Origin of the sequence: Erwinia sp. V90_4 (assembly GCF_029967685.1) — a bacterium.
GTDB classification, from domain to species: Bacteria; Pseudomonadota; Gammaproteobacteria; order Enterobacterales; family Enterobacteriaceae; genus Erwinia; species Erwinia aphidicola.
This window is the reverse complement of sequence record NZ_JASCAQ010000001.1, coordinates 381,212-397,437: the sequence shown is the minus strand read 5'-3', so window position 1 is coordinate 397,437 and position 16,226 is coordinate 381,212. Positions and strand designations below refer to the sequence as shown.

Sequence of the window (16,226 nt, the reverse complement as noted above, 5' to 3'; positions counted from 1 at the left end):
GTGCGGTAAAATAGCCAGATTCCCATCGTACAACAGGCGGCACCCTGGCCGCCTGTTGTACGATGGCATTTTTGCCGTCAGAAGATAGTCTTCCACCCGGCCATCGCGCTGGGATCCGGGTAAGGCTTGCCCCTCCCATCTGCTGCCCAATCAGAACCAGATTTCGCTCTGCACGCCGAAGCTCCAGTTACCACCTGCGCTAAACCCGGCGCTGCCGAAATCGTCATTTACCGCGTAACGATCGAGGTCTTTTGACCAGTTCATGTAGGTGGCAAAGACACGAATTTCCGGGCGAGCTTTGATATCGAACACTTCGCCAACTTTAAAGGTCGGTGCAAACGTAAGCTTGTAGAAATCCCCTTTCACCGCCTGATAGCGGTTCAGCGCCCCCCCGCTGAGGTAGCTACGCCCGTTCGGGTCAAGGTCCATATACTGCCAGGAGGCTTCATACAGCAGAGCGAAGTTGTGGCTTATCGCCTGTGAGGCGCGCAGATTAAAGGTCGCCCAGTCGTAGCGATCGCCGGCACGGTAGCGGTCCTCACTGTGTTGGGCGATCAACGACGGCGCCAGCTCCCAGTTTTGACTGACTGGCACAATGCCGTAAGAGGCAAAGCGCACCGACTGCGCATTGCGCGTCAGGTCGCCATCGCTGCCCGGCTGGCGGGCTTCCGCCCCCAGCCCCCTGCCATACTGAATCGCGCTTTCGGAGCTGCCGGGCAGCAGGCCATAGAAGCGCTGCTTATCGTGCCAGGCCAGCATGGTGTAAACCCCGTTTTTCGCCGTATCATCGCTGCGCAGCGCATAACTGCCCGTGGTCGAGGTGTTGCCTTTCAGGTCATCGTTGCCCTGCGCACTCATGCCGGTCAGCATCCACTGCAAATTGCCGTAGAAGTTGTTGGCGGTAAGCATCACGTTTTGCACGTCATTATCGTTATAGCGGTCGCTGCCGAGGTCCCCAAAGTTGCGCGCATAGAGTGAGAAATTACTGTGGAGATCCGGCGCCCACTGCACGTCATTGATCCCGCCCCCGGTGCCACCAAGGAAAACAATATCGCTGTCGGTAAAGTGAATATCAAAGTTATCGCGATCGAAACGTTTACCGGCCCACAGCGTGGCATTTTCCAGCGGGCCGCTGAAATCGGCGAGGTTATTCATCTCCACATACAGCTGGCGAATATTCATATGGTGGCTGTCATTATCCTGCACCCACGGATCGGGATTATTGGCGCCGTCCGCCAGCATCGCTTTGAACCGGGCGCTGGACCCGTCATCAAACTGCAGATGTTTAATAAAGCTCAGCTCAACATAGTTATCTTTTTCATTACCAAGACGGCCAACGTGCGCATCGCCGCCGATCGAACTGGCAGGTGAGACACCCGGTCCGCCGTGCGCACCCCGCCCGCTGCCGCTGAGCAGCGCACCTGAGCGGGCATAGCCCGAGAACTCAAAGCCGTTATCTTTCTCCGGCACGGCCGCGTTGCCGGCTGCCGGGGTCGTGGCTGCTGGCACCGCGACGGGCGCTTGCATTGCCGCCAGTTGGCGCTCGGCACGCTCGGCTCGTGCTTCGGCCTTCGCCGTTCTGGCACTGGCCTGCTGCGCGCTGACGCGAGCGGCGCTGGCCTCCGCTTCGGTCTTCTCCAGCCGCTGTTCCAGCAGTGCCAGACGTTGTTCAATGGTTAATCCCGCCGCCTGAGCCATCCCGGAGGTAAATAGCGCGCAGCATAACGCCACGTAAAGAGGACTTTTACGCATGATGATTCCTGTTAATTTATTATTCTTAGCGTTGGGTTGTCGGCTGCGCGATCGCTTCTAGCGCATTATTTTCCGGCGAAAGGACTTTTTTGCGTCGGTCTAATTCCGCACGAATTTTCTCGTAGTCGTTATCCAGCCGGTAATATTTGCCCATCCACAGCATCGAAATAACAATCAGCGCCAGCGGGATATAGAGATAGCAGGTTTTAATCGCCAACAGCGCGCTGGCCGATTGTGCATGATTCGCACTGTAGCCGCCGAGCGACAGCAGGATCCCGGTGACCGCCCCCGCCCCGGCCATCGCCACTTTACCGAGGAACCCATTGACCGATGTCAGGATCCCGGCGGTATTGATACCGGTTTTCCACTCGCCGTAGTCGACCGGGTCAGCCTGCATTGAGAAGTAGATTGCGGTGCGCTGGCCCGCACCAATTGACAGGATAGTGGCACCCGCCAGCAGGCCGATAATCTGGGTATCCGCCACAATCATCACCAGCATCCCCAGCACATTGATGGCGCTGGAGAGCAGGTAGACATGGCATTTTTTCATGCGCGCGGCGAGCAGCGGCACCGTCAGGGTGCCCAGCAGCGGCACAAAGGTTGAGATGCCCGCAGCAATCGCGGTAATGCTGGCGTCCTGGACATAGTAGGTAAAGAAGTAGACCAGTGAGCCGGTCTGAAAGAAGAACGCCCCCCACATCAGGAAGATATTCAGCGCGAACACGCCCCATGGCCGGTTATTTTTCAGCCCCTGCCAGGCACGCGGCAGCGTCATGCGCTCCTGCTGTACCTGAATACGCTCTTCCACGCTGCGAAAACTCAGCAGCAGGAAGAAGGCCGCAATGCCGCCAAAAATCATCGCCGTGTAGAGAAAACCGTGCGCCTGATTGCCCTGGCCGAGGCTGTTAACTAAGGGCAGCGTCAGCACCGCCACCAGCGTTGAGCCCAGCGAGCCCATCACAATGCGCACCGCCGACAGTGTGGTGCGCTCTTTTGAGTCGTTAGTGATAAACGGCAGCATGGCGCTATAAGGAATATTGACGAAGGTGTAGAGGAACGACAGGCACAGATAGGTGACGAAGGCGTAAATCAGCCTACCGGTCATCGTCAGCTCCGGCGAGTAGAATGCCAGCACGCAGAGCACACCAAACGGCACCGCGCCCATCAGCAGATAAGGGCGACAGCGGCCCCAGCGGGTAGCAGTATTGTCGATCACCAAGCCCATCAGCACATCGGCTACGCCATCCACCAGCCGGGTGACCAGAAACATAAGTCCGGCATAATACGCAGGCAGGCCCATAATATCGGTGTAGAAAAACATCAGGTAGAGTGAGATTAACTGCCAGACCAGGTTACAGGAAAGGTCGGCAACCCCGTATCCCAGCCGCTGACGCCATAGAGCAAAAAGTGGAGTGGACATAATGATCTCTCAGAATTTATAAGTTATAGGTTGTCTGTTTCAGAGTTCAAAGTGACGAATTAACCATGCCGGCGTGCAGCTCCAGGCATGGCAATAGCTATTGATCAGCTTGCTGCCATACGGCGAGTAGTCCGGATTATCCGGGTCATACAGCTCCCAGAAGGTATCCGCCCCGGCCTGCACCATCCCACCCCAGTAGCGTTTGATTTCAGCCACGGCCTGCTCACGCTCGCCGTTGACCAGCAGCGCCTCAATAAAGTGATGCATCATATACGGGGTATGCATTTTGATCGCCGGGGGGTGGCTGCGCAGCCGGGCGATCAGCTGCTGGCGGAAGGCGCGGTCACCCACCTCACCCAGCATCAGCCACACCTGCGCAGCCCAGGAGACCTGGCGCTGCGCGCCGCTGATGAAAAAGCCCTGCTGCTCATCCCATAAATGGGTCATCGCGGCCTGACTGACCTGCACGATCGTCTGCTCAAGCCAGCCGGTTTTTCCGCTGTCGCAGCGCTGCGCCAGCAGCAGCCCTTTACGCAGGGCAAACAGCAGCACGCCCTGCGCCGCTGCCTGCTTGTTCAACGCTTCATGCCAGTCAATAAATGCCCACCACTCTTCGCTGTCGCGCAGGATGTGGCGCGAGTCGAGGCGCTGTAGCGACAGCTCAATCTGACGCAGGGCAGTTGGCCACAGCTCATGCAGAGTGGTCAAATCGTGGGTGGCGGCAACGTAATCCTCCAGCGTGGCGATAAACAGCAGCGCATAGTCAAACAGGAAAGTATCGTCGGCTATCACCTGCGGCTGCATAAACAGATTGGCAGAGACCAGCCCATCCTCCCGCGTCACTCCGGCGAACAGATACAGGCAGCGTTTCACCAGCGCGTTGTGAGCGAAGGTCGGGTAGTTAACCAGCGCCTGTAAATGCAGGTCGCCGAGCCACAGACGACGATCGCGCTTTGGACCATCTTCGAACACATCCTGCATGCAGTTTTTCAGCGTGCGCACGCTGACCGCGTCGATCTCCCGCAGCAGCGGATCGCGAATAGCGGCGGATTGCAGCATGCTGTCACAGGCCGAACTGACGGTCTCCAGCCGCAGCGAGGAAAAGCGCAGCGCGTATTTCGGCGAGGTGGCTATCACCCGCACTTTAACGTAGCGGCAGCAGTAGCGGCGCGGCAGGGTAACCGCGGCTGGCAGCACGTCCAGATAGCGATCTTCCTGCTGAAGCCAGCTGCTGCTCAGCCAGCCGCTGTAGCCAGAAAACGGTTCGGCCACTTCGGCGGCGATTTCGCCAAATATAAACTGCAGATGTGCCGGGGCATCAGGCGGGCTGCCGCTGGCTTCACAGCAAAATGAGAAATAGCCGACGCAGTGCTGACCGAAATCGATAATAAACTCGTCACCCGCGCTGAAGCTCTGCTGATAAAGCTGCGCGGGTGTGCAGCGCGGCACGCTTTGCCAGCCATGAATATTGACCGCGTCAGGCTGCATGGTAACCACGGCCTGCGGGTCGAGCGCCGTGCGGTAAATCTCGGGTTTGGCCGCATCGGCTGTCGCCAGCAGCGACAGATCGGTGCGGGTGCGGAATTCGCTATGTTTCTGGATGGTAACGGCCACGGTGAGGCTCCTGTTACTGACGAAAGAGCAGCGAGTTTAGGGCGCAGCAAGCCAGTGGAGCTATTCTGAAACCGCCAGGCAAAATGGCGTTCTGGCACTGTCGGAAAGGTGGTGCCGACTGCGATCACAAAATGGTAAAGCCGGTTCGCTCAGGACGCAGAAATCCCTTAACGTGGCGGCATTAGAGAGCGTGAGAATCAGAACCATGAACAACCTGCAGCTTGACCAGTATTTTGCTTCAGAGCGCGACCAGTTCTCCCTGTATACCAGTGACCCGGAAGACAACAACTGCGAACATCGCCATGAATTTAACGAGCTGGTGATTGTCGAGAGCGGCCACGGTCTGCACGTGATCAACGGCAAGCCGCACTTTATCCAGGAAGGGGACGTTTTCTTTATTAAGGATCGTGATTATCACTTTTATGATGAGCTGGGCACCCTGCGTCTGATTAACGTGCTGATCAATCGCCAGCACTCTTTTAGCTGGCTTAACAACGTTGAGACCTTACTGGCGCGTTTTGACGCGACACACCCCGGTAGCTATCACTGGCTACTGCCGCAGACTAAAGAGCAGTGCAAAACCTTGATCCAACAGCTTTTCAATGCACAGCCCGCACGCGGTATGGCGTTCGGCAGCGGCTGGCAGGAAGCCTGTTTTTTCCAGCTGTTAATGAATATGGCCTGCCAGCAGGATGAACATACGCAGAGCCATACCAAATATAAGCTGCATAAGCTGCTCGGATTTCTGCAGCAGCACTGCTTTGAGGAGATCGATTGGCAAGCGTTGGGTGACCAGTTCTACCTCAGTAAGCGCACGCTGCAACGCCAGATTAAGGAGACCACAGGCCTGACGCCGGACAACTATATTAAGCGCCTGCGGCTGGTTTCTGCCCGGGAGAGGATCATCAATACCGAAGAGACCATCACCCATATTGCCTACCTGTGTGGTTTTGCCAACAGCAACCACTTCTCCACCTGCTATAAGCAGGTCTTCGGTCAGACGCCCAGCCAGCAGCGCTCAATGCGCTAACCCGCTGCGCCGTCGGCTGGTTATAATCCTTCTCTTCGCCACCCCCTTCAAAAGGAATCTAGTGTGATTAAATTCAGCGTACTTTACCCGCGTAAGCCCGATGCCCACTTCGACCACGACTATTACCGTGATGTACATCTGCCGCTGCTTAAAGCGCGCATGGGCGATAAGTGTGTCGCCTATGAGATTGATACGCCGCTGGACAGCAGCGCGCCGTTTATTGCCGCCTGCCATGTTTACTGCAACAGCATTGAGGAGTTCCAGCAGGTGATTGATGCGCATGGTGCGGAGTTTGTCGCGGATGTGAAAAATTTTACTAACGTTGAGTCGCAGAAGATGGTCTCCGAGGTATTGCACGTCGGGTAAAACCCCGTGGGCGGCGGAACTTCCCTCGCCCACGCACTTACGCTGCGGCTTATTGCTGCTTGCCGATACTTTATTTCTGCTGCAGTCCAATCGTGGACGGATGGCACATGTTCTCTTGATATTTGGTTGCGCCGTAGTATTAAAAAATGTGATCGGTGCCACGCATAGAACTTCAATTATCATAAAAATACAGCATTAAACTCCATCTATCTGTCGGACCTTTTGTTAACACGCTAAGGGCTACATCCGAAGCGACCCAATAACATAACGAACTTATCTGAAAAATAGAAAGCTCAAAAAAAATAGACAATAAAAAATTGAACACCCCTCAGACCAGAAAACATTAAAAATATCAATTGACATAAAAACCAGAAAAAGTAATGTGTAAACGCTGGCTAGCAAACATGCACAGGATTCATTTAGACTAATAAGGATATTTATGAATAGGAATATTTCAGGAATACGTGAGTTTGACACGATGCTATCTACTGATGTACTTAGAATTTCACGACAGTCACCTTTAGCTAACATTGGAATAGGATTAGGTGGCGCGGGCATTGCGGTGGCTGGGCACGCTCAGACTCCTGAGCAGGCATTTATTAGTGCGATTATGCCCAGGAGAATAAATGATTGAGTACCTACATCAAACCTACACAGGGCTGCAGGTCAGGGACGTAGCTCAAGAAAACTGTACTTTCATTGACTGTGATTTCATCGGGTGCAGCTTTGAAAAAGTTCGTTTGCGTCAGTTTGAGTTCGAAAACTGCAGGTTTACAGATAGTTCAATCGGGCTGATAACTCAGTCATTTATGAGAATGAACGATGTCATTTTCCGCAATTGTTTTATTCAAGGGGTTTCGCTTAATGGTTTGACCATTCCGCACTCACTCTCTTTTTACGATTGCCGACTCAGCTTAGTCGATTTTATTAATCTGGCGTTGCAAAATAGTGCTTTCAGCAACTGCTCCTTTAAGGAGTGTTCCTTTGAGGATTGCAATCTCAAGAAAAGCTGCTTTACAAATTCTGCCTTTTCATACTGCGAGTTTCGCCGAACAGATCTTTCCGACTGTGACTTTTCGGATACGGAAGGTCTCGATATCAATCATGAGATAAATATTATCAATAATATAAAGTTGCCTCAAATTGCAGGGAATAAAATCCTTAAGAGAATGGGTATTTCCATTTCTTAATGCTGGACGACATCATGTTACCGTCTGGCATCTCTACGCAACAGCATCGAAGCATTCGGGTAGGGGGTAACGCGGATGGTACAGCATCTAGCCACCCGCGTTCAGCCTATTACTGGCTCATGGCATCCTTTTTCATGCCATCTTTACCCATAGAATCCTTGCTCATTGCGTCTTTCTTCATCGCATCCTTCGACATTGCGCCTTTTTTCATGCCGTCTTTTTTCATACAGTCATGGCCCATCTTATCTTTGCCCATTGAATCCTTGCCCATGCAGTCGTGGGACATATGGCTCATGCTATCTTTCTTCATGCTGTCCGCTGCGTGTACCGCCCCGCTTAGCCCCATCATCATCACGCCGGAGATTACGACTGCATTGATTAACTTTTTCATGGTATTTCCTTAATAGTGAATTGCACAGAGTGTGCAGGTACAGAGTTGCGATTCGCGGCGTTAGCTGCCGCCAAACCAGTTGTAGCCCTGATCTTCCCAGTAACCGCCCGGGAAGGTATTCGTCACTTCGATAACCTGAATATGCTTGGGATTCTTATATCCCAGCTTGGTCGGCATCCTCAGCTTCATGGGATAACCGTACTTTGGTGGCAGGATCTGCCCGTCATAAGTCAGCGCCAGCAGCGTTTGCGGGTGCAGCGCCGTTTTCATATCGATGCTGGTGTAGTAGTCGTCGGCACATTTGAAGCTGATATAGTGCGCGCTGAGGTCAGCGCCGATCAGCCGCAGGAAGTCGGCAAACGGTACCCCGCCCCATTTACCAATCGCGCTCCAGCCCTCGACGCAGATATGGCGCGTCACCTGGCTGACCTGCGCCATGTTGTACAGCTCGGGCAGCGACCAGCTGCGCTTATCCAGCACCTTTCCGGCGATGTTCAGGCGATACTCCGCGCCGCTAACCTGCGGAATATCCTCTTCGCCATAAAAGGCGTTGAAAGGAAACGGGCGCGTGATGGCCGATTCAGGATATTCCGGTGCCAGGCGGTCACTGCCAAACAGCCAGTGCTGCACGCGGTCGTTAAAGCCGGAAACCGAGTTCAGCGCCTTCTCGACTCCCGCGTTATCGCTGATGTCACAGCCGGTCAGCATCGCCATGCCGCCGAGGGTTAACCCCTGGCGCAGAAAGCGGCGGCGTGAAGAGGACTCAAGCTGGCGGGCAATCAGCCGCTGCGCTTCTTTAACCACGTCCTGCGTCTCTGCAGGGCTGAATATCGTGCTTATGATCTTTTTCATCGTCTCTCCTTAACGTCCGCGCAGCATGGCCAGCAGCGTTTTCGGCACCACGGCCACCATCACGACGTGCAGCAACACAAATCCCAGCAGCGAGGCCATTGCCAGAAAGTGCACATAGCGCGCCGTCTCATAGCCGCCCAGCAGCTCTCGTAGCAGCGGAAACTGCACCGACTTCCACAACACCAGCCCGGAAAGCACCAGGATCACGCCGTCAAACATCACGAACAGATAAGCCAGCCGCTGCACCATGTTGTAGTGGTACGGATCGCTGTGCTGCAATTTACCGCGCAGCGCCGCGCCGAGGTCCGCCAGCAGCCCGCGCAGATTAAGCGGCCAAAATTTTCGCTTTATCCGCCCGCTGGCCACGTTCATTACCAGGTAAAACAGGCCGTTGAACCCGAACAGCCACATGGCGGCAAAGTGCCACTGCAGCGCGCCGCCGAGCCAACCGCCAAGGGTGATTTCAGCGGGAAAGCTGAAATCAAACAGCGGTGAGGCGTTATAGATGCGCCAGCCGCTGGTGATCATCATCAGCACCGCCAGCAGATTGAGCCAGTGCGTCAGCCGCAGCCACAGTGGATGGATAATCTCAGGCCGGCTGCCTGCTTCCCCGGTTGACACGTTCATGATGTTTACCCTCAGCGACTCCGTTGCGATGAAGCAGTATTGCCCGGATAAGTTCCCGAAGACCTCACGCAGAGTTAAACAAAATGTGATAACTCCGCGGCAGTCGGGTGTGTAAACTGAATGTATTAAGGCTGACAGCGGTGGGCAGAATGGAAAACGGCAAACGTATTTTAATCGTGGAGGATGATGGCGATATCGCCGATCTGCTGGCGCTGCATCTGCGCGATGAGGGCTATGAAATCACCCACGCCGCCGACGGGGATCGGGGGGCGGCACTGCTGGAAAAAGGCGGCTGGGACGCGCTGATCCTCGACCTGATGCTGCCGGGTGTTGACGGGCTTGAGATCTGCCGCCGCGCGCGCAACATGACGCGCTACACGCCGATCGTCATTATTAGCGCCCGCTCGAGCGAAGTACACCGCGTGCTTGGGCTAGAGCTGGGGGCCGACGATTATCTCGCCAAGCCGTTTTCGATGCTGGAGCTGGTGGCCCGGGTTAAGGCGCTGTTTCGCCGCCAGGAGGCGATGAGCCGCAATTTGAAAATGGATGCCGGAACGCTGAGCTTCTCCGGGCTGGTTATCGACCCGATTTCACGCGAGGTGATGCTCGATCGGCATCCCGTTGAGCTCACCCCACGCGAGTTCGACCTGCTCTACTTCTTTGCCAAAAGCCCCGGCAAAGTGTTTTCGCGCCTGAACCTGCTGAATCAGGTATGGGGCTACGAGCACGAAGGGTATGAGCATACGGTGAATACACACATCAACCGGTTGCGTATCAAAATCGAAGCTAACCCCGCCGAGCCGCAGCGCATACTTACCGTCTGGGGCAAGGGTTATAAATTTGTCGCTGAGGCGCACGACGCCCGGGAAAATATATGAAACGACTCACGCTCTCGCAGCGCCTGATGCTGGTGTTTATCCTGCTGTTAATCGCCTGCTGCGCCATCTCTGGCTGGCTGCAGGTGCGTTCCGCCAGCCAGTACAGTCAGGCCGTGACGCAGCGGCTGTCGGTTAACCTCGCCAGCCAGATTGTCGCTAATAACCCGCTGCTCAGCGCGCAGGGGCTGGATCGGGGCGCGGTCCACAAGCTGTTCGATCAGCTGATGGCGGTTAACCCGAGCGTGGAAGTGTATCTGCTGGACAGCAGCGGCAAGATCATTGCCAATGCTGCCCCGCCGGGAAAACTGCAAATCCAGCAGGTTGATTTGGCACCAGTGAACCAGCTGCAGGCGGGTGCGGCGATGCCGGTTTACGGCGATAACCCGCGCGACCCGGCACGGCCGCAGGTGTTCAGCGCCGCGCCGTTAAAAATGGGCGACCGCGTGCAGGGGTACATCTATATCGTGCTGCAGGGCGAGGAGTATTCACTGCTGGCCGCCGCCGCGCAACGCCACACGGCGGTACTGATGGCGCTGCGCTCGATGGGGCTGGTGCTGCTACTGGGCGGCATTGCCGGCTTCTTTGCCTTCCGCTGGGTCACGCGCCCGGTGCGCAGGCTGACCAGGCAGGTGTCCGGGCTGGATGACGACGGCATTGATGCCATCCGCGCGCTGGCACACGCCCCGCCACCGGGCAAGCCGCAGGATGAAGTCGCACAGCTGCAGCAGGCGTTTATCCAGCTGGCGCAGCGTATCGACCAGCAGTGGCAGAGCCTGACGCAGCAGGACCAGATGCGGCGAGAGTTTGTTGCGAATATCTCCCACGATCTGCGCACCCCACTCACTTCACTGCACGGCTATCTGGAAACGCTATCGGTGAAAGCCGATACGCTCAGCGTTGAGGATCGCCAGCGCTACCTTGGCATCGCGCTGGCGCAGAGTAAGAAAGTGGGCCGCCTGGCGCAAGAGCTGTTCGAACTGGCGCGGCTGGAATATGGCGTGGTGAAACCGCAAAAGGAGAGATTCTGCCTGAGCGAGCTGGTGCAGGATGTGATGCAAAAGTTTGAGCTGACGGCGGAATCCCGCCACCAGCAAATCCGGGTAAGTAGCGCGCCGGGGATTCCGCTGGTAACGGCCGACCTCGGCATGATGGAACGGGTGCTGACCAACCTGCTGGATAACGCCTTACGGCATACGCCAGAGCATGGGCTGATTGAGATTGAGATGATGCAGCAGACAGGTAAAGTACAGGTGCAGGTCAACGACAGTGGCCCGGGGATAGCCGCCGAGCTGCGTGAAGATTTGTTTGTGCGCCCTTCGCTGCTGAATGCGCGCAAGCATCGCGCTGGCGGGCTGGGATTGATGATCGTGCGACGCATTTTGCAGCTGCATGATAGCGATATTAAGCTGGTCGATCGCCCGCAACGCGGCGCCTGTTTCCAGTTTTTTGTGCCGGTATGAAAGACGGGTCAGGCAGGTGGGCTGAACGAAAAAGAGGGTCAGCCCCTACAAAGGTGGCCGTAGGGGCGATGGCATGCCTCGCCCGGAAAAGGGGTCAGGCATGCCTGGCCCCTACCTTAATTTTCAGGAAAGGATTTTCTTCTCGGCAAGATCAAGCGCGAAGTAGCTGAAAATAATATCGGCACCGGCGCGTTTAATCGCCCCCAGGCTTTCCAGCGTCACATCGATCTCGCTGATGGCCCCCGCCTGCGCGCCGAACTTAATCATCGCGTACTCACCGCTTACCTGATACGCCGCCAGCGGCAGCCGGGTATGTTCACGCACGTCGCGCAGGATATCCAGATAGGCACCCGCCGGTTTCACCATCAGTGCATCCGCGCCTTCCGCTTCGTCGATCAGCGATTCGCGGATCGCTTCACGGCGGTTCATCGGGTTCATTTGGTAAGTTTTACGGTCACCTTTCAGCGAGGTGCCCGCCGCTTCACGGAACGGGCCGTAGAAGGATGAGGCAAACTTGGTGGAGTAGGACATGATGGCAGTATCGGTAAAGCCTGCCGCATCCAGCGCCTGGCGGATCGCGCCCACCTGGCCGTCCATTGCTGCAGAAGGAGCAATAAAGTCCGCTCCGGCTGCTGCCGCAACTACCGCCTGCTTGCCGAGGTTAATCAGCGTCGCGTCATTGTCCACGCCATGATCGTGCAGCACGCCGCAGTGGCCGTGGCTGGTGTATTCGCAGAAGCAGGTATCGGACATCACGATCATTTCCGGCACGGTCTCTTTACAGATACGCGACATGCGCGCCACCAGCCCGTTTTCATTCCAGGCATCGCTGCCGTCAGCATCGGTATGGTGAGAGATACCAAAGGTCATGATCGACCGCACGCCCGCTTTGGCAATGCGCTCAATCTCATACGCCAGGCGTTTTTCAGGAATACGCATCACGCCCGGCATCGCCATAATCGGCTTATAGTCGTCAATCTCTTCCTCAACGAAGATCGGCAGCGCCAGATCGTTCAGGCTAAGAGTATTTTCCTGGAACAGGGAGCGAAGAGAAGCGGTTTGACGAAGGCGTCTTGGGCGCTGAGCGGGAGAGTAAGTGGACACAACAACCTCAGTTTAGCGGGTCATCCAGCGGATAAGAGAACTCCGTGGAGAGAAAGATGAATAGTGTGCTAACAGTATACTTCCGGGCGCCGGATGACAATCTTTGCGGGCTTTTCTGAACCTCACAACGGCACAGAATGCGCATAAGTATTTACAGATATTTCATAATAGCGCTTGTAAAATTAACGGGTTAGCGCTTTTATTGAGCAACCTACCGTCAATATAGGGAAACCACCATGAGTCAGAACGCTCCCCTGAAGTTTGTTACTTTGCTCGGCAGCCTGCGGGCCGCATCACTGAATGCCGTTGTCGCTAACAGCCTGCCGCAGCTGGCTCCGGCCGGGGTAGAGATCAGCCCGCTGGGGTCGATTGCCGACTTCCCCCACTATGACGCCGATATCCAGGCGGAAGGTTTCCCTGACGCCGTGCTGGCGATGGGGGCCGCCATTGCGGCGGCAGACGGCGTGGTCATTGTGATGCCGGAATATAACTATTCGGTGCCGGGCGCGCTGAAAAATGCCATCGACTGGCTGTCGCGCCTGCCGGATAACCCGCTGGCAGGGAAACCGGTGGCGATCCAGACCGCGTCGCCGGGGGCCATTGGCGGTGCGCGTGCGCAGTATCATCTGCGTCAATCCATGGTGTTTCTTAACGCTCAGGTGCTGAATAAGCCGGAAATTATGATTGGCCAGGCCGCCACGCGTATTGATGTGGAAAGCGGCACCGTGACTGACGAAAGCACGCGTCATCATCTCAGCGCACAGCTGGAAGCGCTCGCCCTGCTGGCACGTCGCAACAACTGACTGCGCGCAAATGCGGCAGTCGTTTGTGCCGCTTCGCCATATTCCGTCCATACTGAATAGATTGCAAAATCGATTCAGGAGTGATGATGGGATTTCTTGGCTGGACCGCCGCCACCGGCGGTCTGTTATTACTGATGTCGCTGGCATCGGGCTGGATTACGCGCGGCCCGGTGACGGCGTTTGCTCTCTATTTGATTGCCGGTATCCTCTGCGGCCCGTGGGTGCTGGACCTGCTGCGTGTGGATATTGCTGCCCACGCCACGCTGGCCAAAAACCTGACTGAGATTGCCATGGCCGCCTCGCTGTTTATCACCGGGCTGAAGCTACGGCTGCCGATCAAAAGCCCCGGCTGGCATATGGGGCTGCGTCTGGCGTTTCCAGGCATGCTGCTGACGGTGGCAGGCGTGACGCTGGCCGCACACTGGCTGGCCGGATTCTCCTGGCCGCTGGCGCTGGCGTTTGGCGCTATCGTCGCCCCCACTGACCCGGTGCTCGCCAGCCTGATTTCAGTCAACGACGCACGCGATAACGATAATCTGCGCGTTTCGCTCTCCAGCGAGGCCGGAATGAATGACGGCACCGCCCTGCCGCTGCTGATGCTGGCGGTGGCGCTGCTGACCGGCAGCGGAGAAATGTCCTGGGCTTACCTCAGCCACTGGGCGCTGGTCGACGTGCTGTGGGCGGTGGTCGGCGGGAGCGCTATCGGCTTTGTGCTCGGCAAGCTGATTGGGCAGTATGCCGCGCACCTGCGCCACACGCATCAGGATGTTGCCCCGAATGATTTCCTGGCGCTGGCGCTGATTGCCCTGAGTTACAGCGCAGCGCAGGCGCTGGATGCTTCCGGTTTTCTCGCCGCTTTCGCCGCCGGGGTTGGGCTGCGCCGCGCCGAAATGCGCGTGGTGCGCCATTTCCCGACCGAAGAGTTCCAGGATAGCGACTGTCATCCACCGGCTGAAGAGCTGATTAACCCCAACGCCCGCCATATGATTGAGGGCACCAATCCGGCCAGCTCTGCCGGGCTGGTGGTCAGCGATGCGCTCTCCTTCGGCGATACCATCGAGCGGCTGTTTGCCGCGGTGATAATTATCGTGCTTGGGGTGACGCTGGCGCAGCACTGGAACGTGGACGGGCTGGTGCTGGCCGCGCTGCTGTTCCTGATTATTCGCCCGCTGTCGGTTTGGATTGCCACGCTGGGCATGCACACACCGCGCCTGCAGCGCGCCACGATTGGCTGGCTGGGCATTCGCGGAATTGGCAGCATTAACTATATTGCCTGGGCCTATACCCACGGACTGTCGGGGGAGGAAGTGACGCGGATGGCGGATATGGCGTTTACGCTGATCGTCGCCAGCGTGGTGGTACACGGCATCTCGGTAACGCCGTGGTTGAACTGGCGTCAGTCACGTATCGATCGCCACTGACGCCAGTAACTCAGCCTGCGTGCTCGTTACCAGGCTGTTTAAAAACCGCTGGCCGGGCGAGATAGGTCTTCAGGATATCGTGCTTAATCATGATGCGCAGGATGCCGACGAACACCAGGAACTCGGAGAGTACCAGCGAGCTGGCCGCACCGACCGCCCCAAACTGCCAGGCAAGCAGGCAGCAGATAGGAATGTTGATCAGTCCGACGATAAACATTACGTGCATACGCTGCTTCGCCAGCCCGTGCGGGATCAGGATTTGCAAGCCAGCCGGGTAGCTTACGTTGCCGAAAATAAAGCCACACACTGCCACGCGCAGCACGTCAGCCGAGTTATGGAAGTCGGCGCCCAGCAGGATGCGCACGATAAAATCAGCGAAGAAAAAGGTGAATACCACGATGAAAACGCTGAGCAAAAATGACAGGCTGATGCTTTTACGCGTGGCGGCAATCGCTGCTGCACGGTCCTTGTGGAACAGGTGGCTGACGCGCGGGAAGAATGCATTGCCAATCTGCTCCGGCACCGAGTTCGCCGCTTTCTTCAGGCGGTCCGCCCCGTTGTATAAACCGACCATATAGGTGCTGGTCATGCTGGCAAGAATAAGCACGTTGATGTTGTTAAACATGTTAGCGCCGAAAATGGCCAGAAACACATGCAGGCTGTCCTTGATGCGCTGCATAATCTCTTTCGGCTCAAAGCGATAGAATCCAATAACCCGCATCTTCACTACGAAGGTCAACGTGATAATTGCGGTAATAAACGCCACAACGCCTGGGATCAGCGCCGCCAGCCAGGTATCTTCCGGGGATTTCACCAGCAGGAAAGTCAGCGGGATGGAGCAGAGCTGGCCCACAGTGGAGATCACCGCCGTTTTGCCCAGCTTCTCGAACCCCTGCATTAACCAGCCAAATGACAGCAGTTGACCGAAGAGCACCGTGGAGTTAGCCAGCACAATAAAGAACAGCGCATGCCAGGCGGGATTAAACCAGGTTACCAGCAGCAGGATCGCCAGCGTCGCGCAGCCCATCACCAGTTTAGCGTTGAAGGTGGACCAGAACAGCTGCGTCACCTTCAGCTTATCATCGCGATGCTGCGCGATATCTTTGGTGGTATAGACGTTAAACCCCCAGTCGGAGATGGTACTGCAGTACATCACGCAGGCCAGGCCCAGCGCCAGTAACCCCATATGTTCAACCCCGAGGATACGTGCCAGATACGGCAATGTGACCAGCGGGATGATAAATGAAGCGCCACGATAGGCCAGCAGTGAGAGAACATTTATTAACAAGCTTTTATCAATTACTTTTGCCATCAGTCT

The 16,226-nt window shown here is 56.3% G+C and carries 15 protein-coding genes; 7 read left to right on the top strand and 8 right to left on the bottom strand.

Features of this window, described 5'->3' with window-relative positions:
• Positions 1–150: 150 nt before the first annotated feature.
• From QLG07_RS01865 to QLG07_RS01855, 3 genes are read right to left on the bottom strand one after another with little or no spacing between them, the layout of a single operon-like run.
• Complete coding sequence (locus QLG07_RS01865; RefSeq protein WP_282468326.1) at positions 151–1,752, bottom strand: carbohydrate porin; 1,602 nt, start codon at positions 1,750–1,752, stop codon at positions 151–153.
• 25 nt (positions 1,753–1,777) lie between these two features.
• The gene (locus QLG07_RS01860) at positions 1,778–3,172 is read right to left on the bottom strand and encodes an MFS transporter (protein WP_282468325.1); all 1,395 of its coding nucleotides are present in this window, start codon (positions 3,170–3,172) and stop codon (positions 1,778–1,780) included.
• A 39-nt stretch (positions 3,173–3,211) separates the two neighbouring features.
• Positions 3,212–4,786 carry a sugar hydrolase gene (locus tag QLG07_RS01855; protein ID WP_282468324.1) on the bottom strand — a complete coding sequence of 525 codons (1,575 nt, stop codon included), beginning with the start codon at positions 4,784–4,786 and terminating at the stop codon, positions 3,212–3,214.
• Between the two features lie 205 nt (positions 4,787–4,991).
• Here QLG07_RS01855 and QLG07_RS01850 point away from each other — a divergent pair, with 205 nt between their 5' ends.
• The 3 genes from QLG07_RS01850 (at position 4,992) to QLG07_RS01840 (ending at position 7,372) form a co-directional block, all read left to right on the top strand.
• Positions 4,992–5,816 carry a helix-turn-helix domain-containing protein gene (locus QLG07_RS01850; RefSeq protein WP_282468323.1) on the top strand — a complete coding sequence of 275 codons (825 nt, stop codon included), beginning with the start codon at positions 4,992–4,994 and terminating at the stop codon, positions 5,814–5,816.
• A gap of 63 nt (positions 5,817–5,879) precedes the next feature.
• Positions 5,880–6,182 (top strand): EthD family reductase, encoded by a 303-nt coding sequence (locus QLG07_RS01845; RefSeq protein ID WP_048915778.1) that lies wholly within the window; start codon positions 5,880–5,882, stop codon positions 6,180–6,182.
• A gap of 626 nt (positions 6,183–6,808) precedes the next feature.
• Positions 6,809–7,372, top strand: coding sequence for a pentapeptide repeat-containing protein (locus QLG07_RS01840; RefSeq protein ID WP_282468322.1), 564 nt, complete (start codon positions 6,809–6,811; stop codon positions 7,370–7,372).
• A gap of 109 nt (positions 7,373–7,481) precedes the next feature.
• Here QLG07_RS01840 and QLG07_RS01835 read toward each other — a convergent pair whose 3' ends face one another.
• Genes QLG07_RS01835 through QLG07_RS01825 form a run of 3 tightly spaced genes read right to left on the bottom strand, consistent with a single transcriptional unit; the run spans position 7,482 to position 9,242 of the window.
• Positions 7,482–7,763, bottom strand: a complete 282-nt coding sequence (locus QLG07_RS01835) for a pentapeptide MXKDX repeat protein (protein WP_282468321.1) — start codon at positions 7,761–7,763, stop codon at positions 7,482–7,484.
• A gap of 60 nt (positions 7,764–7,823) precedes the next feature.
• Positions 7,824–8,615 carry a molybdopterin-dependent oxidoreductase gene (locus tag QLG07_RS01830; RefSeq protein ID WP_282468320.1) on the bottom strand — a complete coding sequence of 264 codons (792 nt, stop codon included), beginning with the start codon at positions 8,613–8,615 and terminating at the stop codon, positions 7,824–7,826.
• A gap of 9 nt (positions 8,616–8,624) precedes the next feature.
• Complete coding sequence (locus tag QLG07_RS01825) at positions 8,625–9,242, bottom strand: cytochrome b/b6 domain-containing protein (RefSeq protein WP_282468319.1); 618 nt, start codon at positions 9,240–9,242, stop codon at positions 8,625–8,627.
• Between the two features lie 149 nt (positions 9,243–9,391).
• On the opposite strand from QLG07_RS01825, the gene QLG07_RS01820 reads away from it, so the two are divergent.
• Positions 9,392–10,120 (top strand): response regulator transcription factor, encoded by a 729-nt coding sequence (locus tag QLG07_RS01820; RefSeq protein ID WP_282468318.1) that lies wholly within the window; start codon positions 9,392–9,394, stop codon positions 10,118–10,120.
• Positions 10,117–11,580, top strand: a complete 1,464-nt coding sequence (locus QLG07_RS01815; RefSeq protein WP_282468317.1) for a HAMP domain-containing sensor histidine kinase — start codon at positions 10,117–10,119, stop codon at positions 11,578–11,580. The genes QLG07_RS01820 and QLG07_RS01815 overlap by 4 nt, the downstream gene beginning before the upstream one ends.
• A 123-nt stretch (positions 11,581–11,703) precedes the next feature.
• Here QLG07_RS01815 and hemB read toward each other — a convergent pair whose 3' ends face one another.
• Complete coding sequence (hemB, locus tag QLG07_RS01810; RefSeq protein WP_048915774.1) at positions 11,704–12,684, bottom strand: porphobilinogen synthase; 981 nt, start codon at positions 12,682–12,684, stop codon at positions 11,704–11,706.
• Positions 12,685–12,920: 236 nt separating this feature from the next.
• Between hemB and QLG07_RS01805 the strand changes: the two genes are divergently transcribed.
• Together QLG07_RS01805 and QLG07_RS01800 are read left to right on the top strand one after the other, a co-directional pair.
• Positions 12,921–13,487 carry an NADPH-dependent FMN reductase gene (locus QLG07_RS01805; protein ID WP_282468316.1) on the top strand — a complete coding sequence of 189 codons (567 nt, stop codon included), beginning with the start codon at positions 12,921–12,923 and terminating at the stop codon, positions 13,485–13,487.
• 86 nt (positions 13,488–13,573) lie between these two features.
• Positions 13,574–14,908, top strand: a complete 1,335-nt coding sequence (locus tag QLG07_RS01800; protein WP_282468335.1) for a sodium:proton antiporter — start codon at positions 13,574–13,576, stop codon at positions 14,906–14,908.
• A gap of 10 nt (positions 14,909–14,918) precedes the next feature.
• Here the strand turns inward: QLG07_RS01800 and QLG07_RS01795 are convergent, their stop codons facing one another.
• Positions 14,919–16,220: a flippase gene (locus QLG07_RS01795; RefSeq protein WP_187498058.1), complete on the bottom strand. Its 1,302-nt coding sequence runs from the start codon at positions 16,218–16,220 to the stop codon at positions 14,919–14,921.
• Positions 16,221–16,226 lie beyond the last annotated feature (6 nt).

What these genes read in the sequence shown, in the direction of transcription:
- QLG07_RS01815 (WP_282468317.1), top strand. Translation starts at nt 10,117, where the DNA reads ATGAAACGACTCACGCTCTCGCAGCGCCTGATGCTGGTGTTTATCCTG.
- QLG07_RS01800 (WP_282468335.1), top strand. Translation starts at nt 13,574, where the DNA reads ATGGGATTTCTTGGCTGGACCGCCGCCACCGGCGGTCTGTTATTACTG.
- QLG07_RS01795 (WP_187498058.1), bottom strand. Translation starts at nt 16,220, where the DNA reads ATGGCAAAAGTAATTGATAAAAGCTTGTTAATAAATGTTCTCTCACTG.
- QLG07_RS01825 (WP_282468319.1), bottom strand. Translation starts at nt 9,242, where the DNA reads ATGAACGTGTCAACCGGGGAAGCAGGCAGCCGGCCTGAGATTATCCAT.
- QLG07_RS01850 (WP_282468323.1), top strand. Translation starts at nt 4,992, where the DNA reads ATGAACAACCTGCAGCTTGACCAGTATTTTGCTTCAGAGCGCGACCAG.
- QLG07_RS01840 (WP_282468322.1), top strand. Translation starts at nt 6,809, where the DNA reads ATGATTGAGTACCTACATCAAACCTACACAGGGCTGCAGGTCAGGGAC.
- QLG07_RS01835 (WP_282468321.1), bottom strand. Translation starts at nt 7,763, where the DNA reads ATGAAAAAGTTAATCAATGCAGTCGTAATCTCCGGCGTGATGATGATG.
- QLG07_RS01805 (WP_282468316.1), top strand. Translation starts at nt 12,921, where the DNA reads ATGAGTCAGAACGCTCCCCTGAAGTTTGTTACTTTGCTCGGCAGCCTG.
- QLG07_RS01865 (WP_282468326.1), bottom strand. Translation starts at nt 1,752, where the DNA reads ATGCGTAAAAGTCCTCTTTACGTGGCGTTATGCTGCGCGCTATTTACC.
- QLG07_RS01860 (WP_282468325.1), bottom strand. Translation starts at nt 3,172, where the DNA reads ATGTCCACTCCACTTTTTGCTCTATGGCGTCAGCGGCTGGGATACGGG.
- QLG07_RS01830 (WP_282468320.1), bottom strand. Translation starts at nt 8,615, where the DNA reads ATGAAAAAGATCATAAGCACGATATTCAGCCCTGCAGAGACGCAGGAC.
- QLG07_RS01820 (WP_282468318.1), top strand. Translation starts at nt 9,392, where the DNA reads ATGGAAAACGGCAAACGTATTTTAATCGTGGAGGATGATGGCGATATC.